Consider the following 9,458-nt stretch of genomic DNA (forward strand, 5'->3'; position numbering starts at 1 on the left):
GCGGGGTCTATGCCCAGCGTAGGTTCATCCAGTATAATCACTTCCGGTTGCTTGATGAGCACATCGGCAAGGCCTAAACGTTGCTTCATGCCGCGTGAAAAGGTGCCTGCCTTTTTATGGATGGCGTTTTCCAGGCCCACCTCCCGCAGCATGTCGGCTGCGCGGGCCTTCACATCCTTTTCAGGAATGCCGTTCAGCCGTGCTATATATACAAGATTTTCCAGCGCGGTAAGGTCGTTGTAAAAACCTACGTTGTCCGGCATGTAGCCTACCTTCTGTTTTACATAAAGCGGGTTGCGCGATGCATTCAGCCCGCAGATGTGCGCTTCGCCCGCAGTAGGTTCGGTTAGCCCCAGCAGCATCAGGATAGTGGTGGATTTACCGGCGCCGTTAGGTCCCAGCAGGCCAAAGATCTCTCCCTGCTGAATGGTCAGGTGCAGATCATCCACTGCTTTCAATGAACCATAGCGCTTGGTGAGCCCATGCATCTCGATGATTGGTTGTTCCATAGTCGGTTACCTCCTGCCATATTTACGGATAAGGTAATAAACGGCTCCCAGCGCCAGCAGTATCACCAGTATGCCTATCCACCCCGCCAGCGCGGAGGTTTTTACGGTCATGCGGAATGCCGCGGTGGCATTGGCGTTGGTGTTCCGCACCGTAAAGTTGGTCACGTAGTCGCCCGCAATGGTTTTGTCGGGCACATGCAGGTTGGCGGTTACATCCACTTCCTTACCCGGCGCCAGCTGTGTAATGGTGGCCGGCGTAAAGGTGGCTTCCCATCCGTTGGGCGTTTGGGCCGAGAGGCTCAGGTTGCCTAATGCAATGGTGCCGGTGTTTTTGGCTACCAGGTGAATTTCTTTATGGCGTCCTTCCGTTACATCATCACTCAGCCTGCCGGTGGGCGTGGTTAGCTGAATGCCATAAGTGCCTTTCACCACTGCTTCCAGGTTTAGTTTGGACGAGTCCATGCCGGTTACCGCCACCACGGGAACCTTATACTTCCCCGGCTTGGTTTCCTGCGCAGGCGTGATCTCTACCTGGATGGACTGTGTTCTGCCGGAGTCGATGTTAATGGAAGTTACCTGCATGCCTTCCACCTTAAAGGCAAGGTTCCAGCCTTCGGGCACCGTACCGGAAAGCTCAAAAATACGTGGTACGGGAGCTGCATTGCGTAACTGCGCGTTGTAGGTGAACGTGGTGTTGGCGGCGTTTTCCAGGTTCATGAGCCTTGCGGTAAAGGCAGGGCCTGAGCGGCTGCCTGTTTGCGCTGCCACCTGGCGGCCGGACAAAATCAATAACAGCAAAAAGAGAAGAAGAAATTGTGGACGCAGCGAAACCAGTCGCTGATACAGTTTTTTAGTAGTCGACATCGCTATCATAGAATTGAATAAATAATGATTATATCCTTTATGAGAATAACAGCTATTTACTTTTCCATACAGCAGTAGCGTTCATTCAGAACGGTGAGCAAATTAGTAGTCAAATTTCAAACCATTTGCTAATAAATTGTGAAAATTTTGGAAAGCGGGGAATGAGGATGTAATTTATCTGGAAAAGTTAACTATATGTAAACGCAATAGGGGCGCTGGCATGGGCCAGGGAGCAGCCTGTGAATGGCCGGCAAACGCGGCGTGCAATAAAGCAAAGCTGCAACATGCGGGGTAAGAGCAGCTGCAAATACAAGTGGGTTAAAGCTGCCGGTTCAACTCTTTCCCGGAGACAGCGGTTGTTTCCCATGCTTTTTTTATCTTCAGCAGCATCAAAACATATGGAATTTCCAGCACAGCGTATGCAATTTCTATTTTAAGCGTAAGGAATTTTCCCAGCAGCATACGAATGTAGATCATACTGACAATGGTAGATACTAATTGTACCACCACTACTATTAACGTAAACCGGATAGCTGTTTTCTTCTCTACCCAGATAAAGATGTTTGACAGGACACGCAGCCCGGCCAGCAAAACGCTGCAAAACGCAAACACCAGGATAGCATTATTTGTGAACAAATATTCCCTCATGCCGGCATCCAGGTATTGACGCAGCACACCGGCAAGCGCGCTCAATAATGTATAAGCTCCTACGATAATATAAAACCACACATATATTTTCAGGGCTAACGGCATTAGCCGCCGGCGGCGTACAAATGCCTCCTGTAAAAATTCCTTGTCAAAGATAGACGGTTCGTGCTGCATTGTATAAGATGTACCGGAACACAAAATACTAAAATACAGCGGGCCCGGAAAAATGTAAAATCATAAGGCCTGCCACATTGCAACATGTACAGGCAGCAGCGCCTGCAAAAAAAGGCCGCACCGGTTTCCCGGCACAGCCTTTCTGCCCCGATTGATTGCTCATGCAGCGGGCATTGCGCTTATAAACACCTGGCAACGCAGATGGCGCATGGTTCATTTAACGGGTGACGGGTTCGCCGCAGTTCGCATGAGCTGCGCCGCCATACATTGCCGTTATTTACTTATCCGCAATCACAAATTTGAGCGTGCTTTTTGCGGCAATATCCTGTGCTTTAAAATTGATCCTGTAAATATTATCGCCCCATTTCTGTTTCACGCCTTCATCTTCCATGTTTACCAGGGGCACTTTTTCAACGGCGGCAGTCAGCAGCTTTGCAGGGTAGCGCACATAAAAGTCCCTGACGCTGCCGTTTTTATCCCGGCCGTGGATCACCAGCACGCCCGGCTGCTTTACTTCAGCAGGGTAGCAGGTCATCAGGTGCTCGGTGAGGGAGCCGGCTTTCTGCAGCTGTATGGCATCTTCTACCTGTACATTTTTGCCTTTGTTCAGCTGAATGGTCCTGTGCCAGCTGTTAATGCCGGCCTGCTGCGGGTAGGCGCCGGCAATATCCAGCGACATACGGCTGTAGCCGCGGCCTGTGCTATGGCTTACATCGCTGGCCCTGAAACGTGCGCCCGGCGGCTGCGTTTGGCCGTTAACGGTAGCCGTGTTATGATAGTCGGAGCAGTTGAACCAGATGTCGTACCGCCTGCCGCTGAAGGTTTTGGCGGTATAGGTACCGCGCCCTACATCTATGATCACCGGCAGCCCGTCGTAGTATACGATATAGTTACCAATATCGTTATGGTTATGGCTTTCATCGTTATTACCGCCTTTGGCAGCTACATAGTAGCCGGCGGTGCTGCCTGCGTGGTCGCGCGCAATCATTACCTGCAGGTCGGGCCACCAGTAATCCGCCGGCAGGGGCAGGCCTTTTTCCGCATGCGCAAATTCATCTTCCATAAACAGCGCATACAGGTTCCGGAAAAACTGGTAATTGCCCAGCGTACCTTTCGGGCGGTTGCCAATGTAGTAGGCGCCAAAGCGCATCATATCAGGATCGTTAATGTCCTTGCCAAAGCGGTAAATCATGCTGCCGGCCATGCCTGGCTGCGGGTCTGCGTCTGCAAAGTCAAGGAAGTAACGCTCGCTGATCTGCGCGCGGTAAATGTAGGCGCCCATGTTGCGTACCTTCCCATCACGGAATGCATAGGTGAAAGCATTATTGGTGGCCAGGTTCAGCATGGCAATATTGTCGTACAGCGATGCCGCTGCCGCGCCCCAGTAACCCGGGCCTTCATCACAGCCGCCGTCGGCAGGGTAGGGGTCCAGGAAATTATCCAGCACCCCCAGCAGCTTGTAAACAGCGGCTGTACGGGCGCTGTCGTTCTTTTCCAGCAACAGCACGGAGTTTAACCAGTTGGAACATATCCAGGGGTTCCAGTTATTGGGTCTTCTGCCATTGGCATTTGAGCTCATCCACCCATGGTGTTTGGTCATTAACGGCTGAAAAATACGGTGGTTGGTTTCATAATAAATCCTTTTGCGCACCTGCGGCGAAACAGCGTCCAGCTTATCGCCCACAAAATAATCCACCCAGGCCAGCAGGGTGGCTGTTTCCGCGGAGAATAGCTCTACAAAGGGTTGTGAAACATCCATCAGCCCCGCGTATTCTTTTGTATGCGGCAGGTGTGCCGATGCGCCCCAGAAAGACTCTTCGCAGATAGACCATACCCCGTTTATAATATCATCTATAAACCGGCCTTTGTTCTCATATACCTCAGCCATCAGCAGCGTGGCCAGCGCGGCCCGCTTTCTGTTGGCAATATCCTGGTATTCGCTGCGGTTGCCGTTGCGTACAATCAGCAGCGATTTAACAGCCGGTATGCCGGGCCACTCAAAGTGCAGGTAGCCTTCTGCCCTTTTTATCAGCGCATGGCCGGCGGCGGTATCGGAGCGGCTCCAGGCAGCACGGTCGGCAGGCTTGGGAAAAGGCCGCCAGCTGGCCTGCGGTATTAGCAGACCAGCCAGCTGCGCCTTTGTGTATTTACCGCTTAACAAATGTTGCTGCGCATGCAGTGAGCCGTGGATAATAAGCAGCATGCATATGGCAGGGAATATCTTTCTCATATCTGTTTGCGTTTCCGTGAGTTAAAAAATAATGTGCGCCTTAACGCCCCCACTTTTCAAGCGGCTGGGTAAAGGTGTTGCCGGCCGGAGCGCCTTCGGGATGAAACACTACCACAATCCGTGTAGCCGTTGCAGTGGGTATGTGCACGCTTAGCTTGCTAACGCCTTTATTCGGGTTGTTTTCCGCGGGTTGCGGGGATGAAGGCAGCGGTGTTGCCGGCGCTACGCTGAAGGTGGCGTTGGCAGGAGCTACCAGCGTAGCCACCAGCTTTTTGCCATGCTGGCTCAGTGTAGCGGTTTTTTTGCCGGCGTTTAATGTAACAGCGGCATTCGTATGGGCAAACCAGTAAATATCCGAAGACTGCGGCACTTTTATTTCATCCTGTATTACTACGGCATTGCTTTTTCTTACCAGCGCAATGCCGCGTTTTACAGCGCCTGCTGCCGCCTTGTAGGCAGGGGAGAGGTCCATGATACCATAGGCGCCTGCTGCATTGCTGTTGAACTGCCCTATCTGCGCGCTGGCGCGCGGGTCCTGGTCGGGGGCTTTGCCCGGGTTTATTACCAGCGTGTTATGCCCTTCGGCACGGGTGCGGTAATACGTCCACCGCTGTGAGCCGGTGTTGAAGTAGCCGGGTATGTTGTAGTCGTCTGCGCCAAGGTCTATGATCCACCTTTCTCCCTGTGTATCCAGTATAAAGCTGCCCAGGTCAAGATGGCTGTGATTGGCTTTATTATCACCGGCCTTGAATGCCACAAAGGTGGCATTGGGATCGTTCCATTTGCTGCGCAGGGTGGCTACTTCCGCCTCCCGGAAATAACGGTCGGGCTGCAGCTGCGGCTTTGTTTGGGCAAGGCCGGCATCGTACCACAGCAGCGCAAACGGGTTGGCAGGTTTAAAGCTGTAAAGGTAGGCGGCTGCATCCGGCTGGTTAAACTGTTTGGCAAACCAGAAAAGCTGCGCGCCCTGTATAGCGTGTGCGCCGCCATCGGCGTAGTTGAATGACATGTTTAGCGGGCTGTTAAGGTATAACGGGAAAAGGCCTGTTTTTGAAAAGCCTTCTGTGGCCGATAAACCGAAATCTTTTCCCAGCGCGCTTTGCAGCGAAGCAATAATGTACACGTTGTAGCTGGTGGCATAGTTCCAGTAGCCGGGGCCTTCGTTCCAGGCGCCATCCGGTGCAAAGTGCTGCATGGCGGTGGGCAGGTGCTCCAGCACATGATGCAGGATGGCGGCCGACAGCGCCGGCTCTTCATCGGCAATGGCCAATGCGCCAACGCCAATACCGCCGTTGCATACCTGGTTCCAGTTATGCGGTACGTTTATCCACCAGCCGTTATCCCGCGTAGACAGTCCTTCGTAGGCCAGCAGCGCGCGGGAAAGCCCTTTATCCATAATGGCGGATTTGATGATCTTTTTCTGGTCTTTGTTCCAGTAGTCATACAGCCAGTCGTACCCCAGCGCAAAGGCAAAAGTCATTTCACCTACGTCCAGGAAATGGCTGGGGTTCCAGTCAGGAAAGCGGGAAGCGGCATACAGCTCCTGCCAGGCGCGTTCCGCAAAACGCTTTTCCCCGGTAATACGGTACAGGAATGCCAGGGTAGATGTGCGCTCCACCAACCGGCGGCTGGTAGCCAGCAGCCGTTTGCCATCCGGTATTTCGTATATGGATGGCGGTTCTGCCAGCATTTTTTCCCCTTTCCCGTAAATGCTGCTGAAGGCGCTTTTTACATAATCGTCTGTTTCCTTTTCTGCCGCCACCCTTTTGAAGTCGGCATCAGTGGCTATTAAACGGGGATGCCCTTTCCGCAGGCCTGATAACAGGGTATCGCCGGGAGGCACTGCCGCTGCAGGTAATGTGCAGCACACGCAGCATAGCAGCCCCAGGGCAAGTAACAAATTACGCATATAAGAAGTTGTTTGGTTGCTGAATGAATTAGCTATTGCAGGATGATGTGTTTTTCGCTGCTGATGTTTTCAGGCGCTTTCCTGTTGCCTGCATAGCTGTTGTGCGTTACCTCCGTGTTTACGGCTGCATAGGAAGCTACGCCATATTCGCCGTTATAACGTACACGGTTATTGCGGATGCTGGCATGCGTTGTTCCCCGGTGCAGGAACTCCAGCATAATGCCGCTCCGGTCATTGCCTTCTACCAGGCAGTCTTTTACGGTAACATTGCTGCAGGTAGCTATTAATACACCATAGTAGGCGTTGCGCGCTATTTCACAGCTGTCAATATTCACATCCCGGCACTGGTCAACCGCCACGCCGCTGCCGTAAGGCGACGTGTCCAGGCGGCTGCTGCGGATGCTCACATTGCTGCAATGGGTTAAAAGCAGGTTGTGCTGCAGCATGGGGCCGGGCACCACGCTCGATCCGTTCTCGTTAAGGTTGCAGTTATTTACTTCAACGCCGGCTGCGCCGCTTACGAATATCCCGTTGTAGGTGCAGTTTTGTACGGTAAGATTGATAAAGCGGAGATGCTGCATTTTTCCCGGCGCTTCGGAGCGGAATATAATGCCGCCGCGGTTGCCTTTGTTCCGGAAAGAGCGGTTGCCGTTGGGGTCTGTACCCGGGTCGGTGTTCACAGCGCCCTCAATTACAAGGTCGCGGATGGTAACATCATGCAGGTCGTCTGCTGCATTTACAACAGCATCGCGCATGCCGGCAGCAGGGTCCAGGAACAGCACGGTTTCAATGCCTTCGCCTGCCAGGGTAACGCCTGAAGGTATTTTCAGGGTGGCCGGCAGCTTATGGATGCCTTTGCGCGCTACTACCCAGTGGTTGGCGCCGGCCGCTTTATCCAGCGCCTCCTGCAGCGATTGTTCCGGTGTTACAAAAACAGCATCTGCAGGTATTGCGGTTGTTGTGGGTGCGCCTGCACCGGCAATATGCCCGGTACCGGCCAGCAATGTATCGGGCTTGCCCGCCGGTTTGCGCAAAGGCGCTCTTACCGCGGTTAGCACGCTGCGCGTGGCCTTGGGCCGCACAGCGTCGGCTGCCTGTTTTACATGGGGCAGGTACACGCCCTGCGCCGTATAATGACGGTACACATATTCGTAATCATCCCTTAATTGTTTGGCGCGCTGGGAAATGGGGCCGTAACAGTAGGGCTGCCCGCCCAGCAGGAAGTCTGCCGTGTATTCAAATCCCCGGGCAATGCGGTTGTCGCCAATGGAAAACAGGTCTGTGCCCTGCGTCCAGGCTACCTGTGCTGCGCCGGCAAACTCGCCTAACCCCAGCTGCACATGCCCCTGGTCGCGCATACTTTCCTGGCACTGGCCGGTTGGGAAAATGTATTTGAAAATGCTGCCGTTCACCGGACCGTGTAAAAAATGATCTACCGCATTATTGTACATGGCGCGGTTGCCCATAAAAATGGCAATGGACAGGATGGAGTGTATAATGGCGCCATCCCAGTTGCCATTGGCCTGCGGGTAATAAAAACGCAGCAATGGATAATACACTTCCATGAGCATGCCGGTAAACCGGTCAATATCTTCAGGCTGCCAGCCTGCATTGCTGTAACGCAGCAGCTCCGCGGCATTGCAAAGCACATGGCCGGTCCAGGCGGCCAGCAGCTTGGCGTCGTTATAATCAAAATCCCACAGCGTGCCGGGCCAGGCATTGAGCAATGCAATGGCTTTGCGGGCATACTGTTTATCGCCGGTAATGTACCATACCAGTGCGCAGTCATACGCCAGTCCGGCGCTTTTCGAAAGCTCGTTGCCGCCAATATTGGGCTTCCCATACGGCCCGCGCATAATATGCGTGTAAGCCTGTATGTTAGTGTCCAGGTTAATGGATGCCTTTAGTCTTTCAAAAGCGCTTTTCCAGGGCTCCTGCCCCTGCTGTACCAGGCTTTTCATATAGGCCAGGTCTTTGGCCGATTGGTTTAATCCCGGGTGCACAAACTGTTGCGCAAATGCAGCAGAGGAGGAGAAAATGCTGATAATTCCTGCTGCGGCAAATGCCAGCAGCCTTGTAAAAAGTTTCTTCATTTCACATCAATGGGTTTAGGCAGGAGAAGGAATGTAAAATCTAAAATGTAAAATTTTAAATGTAAAATGTAAAAGTGGAATGACTTTTACATTTTACATTTTAGATTTATGATTTTACATGCTTATTTAAGCGTATACCGCTTCATGCTGATAACGGCGCTTTTGCTGCCGTCATTGGCTTTGTTGATATAAATATAAGCCCGGTATTTGCCGTCGGCGGTTTCTACCCAGGCGCCTGCTTCTGCTTTCAGGTTAATGGCAAAGTTGGGCGCGTTGGATATATCCAGCTTTTCAAAATCCAGGTCGTCAATGTAAATGCCGTATTGCAGGCGTGCCAGGTTATAGTCCTGCAGGTTCCACACCTTGCTGATCTTCGTGTTGTTGGCGGCGCCTGCGGGCAGCGCCACATCGGGCAGGTATTGCTTGTCGGCTGCCGGCGCTACCAGCGAATGTTTAAACGTTATGTTAGGTATGGAGCGGTACAGGTACACCAGGTCTACCTTAGCCGGGTTGGCAGTGGCGTCTGCGTTGTTATAGGCCGCCATATCTGCAATGGAAATAAAACAGTTGTCCCCGTCTGTTACAGGAATATCCAGCTTCATATCCATTTTGGCAATGGTATAAGGGCCCATTGAATAGGTAACGGTTTCACCGTTGCTGCTTTTGGCGGAGAAGGTGAACTTCACGGTTTTGCCCCGCGCTTCTTCAGGAATGTAGTAGTAATAACGCAGGGTGGCGGCGCTGGTGTCTTTGTTGAATGTGACCTTTGTTACAGCGCCTTCGTTTACCGAAGGGTCGCCTACTTCAACAGGTACGTCTACGCCGCTGCCGTTGGTGTAAAACGAATTGTTCTGCAGCCAGGTTTGCGGCGCGCCGGCAATAGATGCTTCCACCTGTGCCGAAACCAGCTTTCCTTTCTCCGGCGGCAGGGCCATGGCATAGGCAAACTCAATGTTCTGGCCTACCAGGTTAGGCCCCAGGGTGCGTTTAATGCAATCGTTCTGCAGCTCGTTCTTTGCTGTGGGAAGGGC

The 9,458-nt window shown here is 52.7% G+C and carries 7 protein-coding genes; all 7 read right to left on the bottom strand.

What is annotated here, in order from left to right; translation table 11 throughout:
* Window positions 1–509: ABC transporter ATP-binding protein (locus VFS25_RS10205; protein ID WP_326462033.1), on the bottom strand; the 509-nt coding region annotated here is incomplete at its 3' end.
* A gap of 6 nt (window positions 510–515) precedes the next feature.
* Entirely contained in the window at window positions 516–1,307 is a 792-nt protein-coding gene (locus VFS25_RS10210; protein ID WP_326462034.1) for an NEW3 domain-containing protein, read from the bottom strand.
* 384 nt (window positions 1,308–1,691) lie between these two features.
* Window positions 1,692–2,195, bottom strand: coding sequence for a hypothetical protein (locus VFS25_RS10215; protein WP_326462035.1), 504 nt, complete (start codon window positions 2,193–2,195; stop codon window positions 1,692–1,694).
* A 277-nt stretch (window positions 2,196–2,472) separates the two neighbouring features.
* Complete coding sequence (locus VFS25_RS10220; protein ID WP_326462036.1) at window positions 2,473–4,425, bottom strand: heparinase II/III domain-containing protein; 1,953 nt, start codon at window positions 4,423–4,425, stop codon at window positions 2,473–2,475.
* A gap of 40 nt (window positions 4,426–4,465) precedes the next feature.
* Window positions 4,466–6,334 carry a heparinase II/III domain-containing protein gene (locus tag VFS25_RS10225; RefSeq protein ID WP_326462037.1) on the bottom strand — a complete coding sequence of 623 codons (1,869 nt, stop codon included), beginning with the start codon at window positions 6,332–6,334 and terminating at the stop codon, window positions 4,466–4,468.
* A gap of 32 nt (window positions 6,335–6,366) precedes the next feature.
* Window positions 6,367–8,427: a right-handed parallel beta-helix repeat-containing protein gene (locus VFS25_RS10230; RefSeq protein ID WP_326462038.1), complete on the bottom strand. Its 2,061-nt coding sequence runs from the start codon at window positions 8,425–8,427 to the stop codon at window positions 6,367–6,369.
* 122 nt (window positions 8,428–8,549) lie between these two features.
* Window positions 8,550–9,458 (bottom strand): DUF4466 family protein (locus tag VFS25_RS10235; protein ID WP_326462039.1); only part of this gene is annotated, 909 nt, incomplete at its 5' end.

Origin of the sequence: Chitinophaga sp., from assembly GCF_035761305.1 — a bacterium.
GTDB lineage: Bacteria > Bacteroidota > Bacteroidia > Chitinophagales > Chitinophagaceae > Chitinophaga.

What these genes read in the sequence shown, in the direction of transcription:
- VFS25_RS10225 (WP_326462037.1), bottom strand. Translation starts at nt 6,334, where the DNA reads ATGCGTAATTTGTTACTTGCCCTGGGGCTGCTATGCTGCGTGTGCTGC.
- VFS25_RS10215 (WP_326462035.1), bottom strand. Translation starts at nt 2,195, where the DNA reads ATGCAGCACGAACCGTCTATCTTTGACAAGGAATTTTTACAGGAGGCA.
- VFS25_RS10230 (WP_326462038.1), bottom strand. Translation starts at nt 8,427, where the DNA reads ATGAAGAAACTTTTTACAAGGCTGCTGGCATTTGCCGCAGCAGGAATT.
- VFS25_RS10220 (WP_326462036.1), bottom strand. Translation starts at nt 4,425, where the DNA reads ATGAGAAAGATATTCCCTGCCATATGCATGCTGCTTATTATCCACGGC.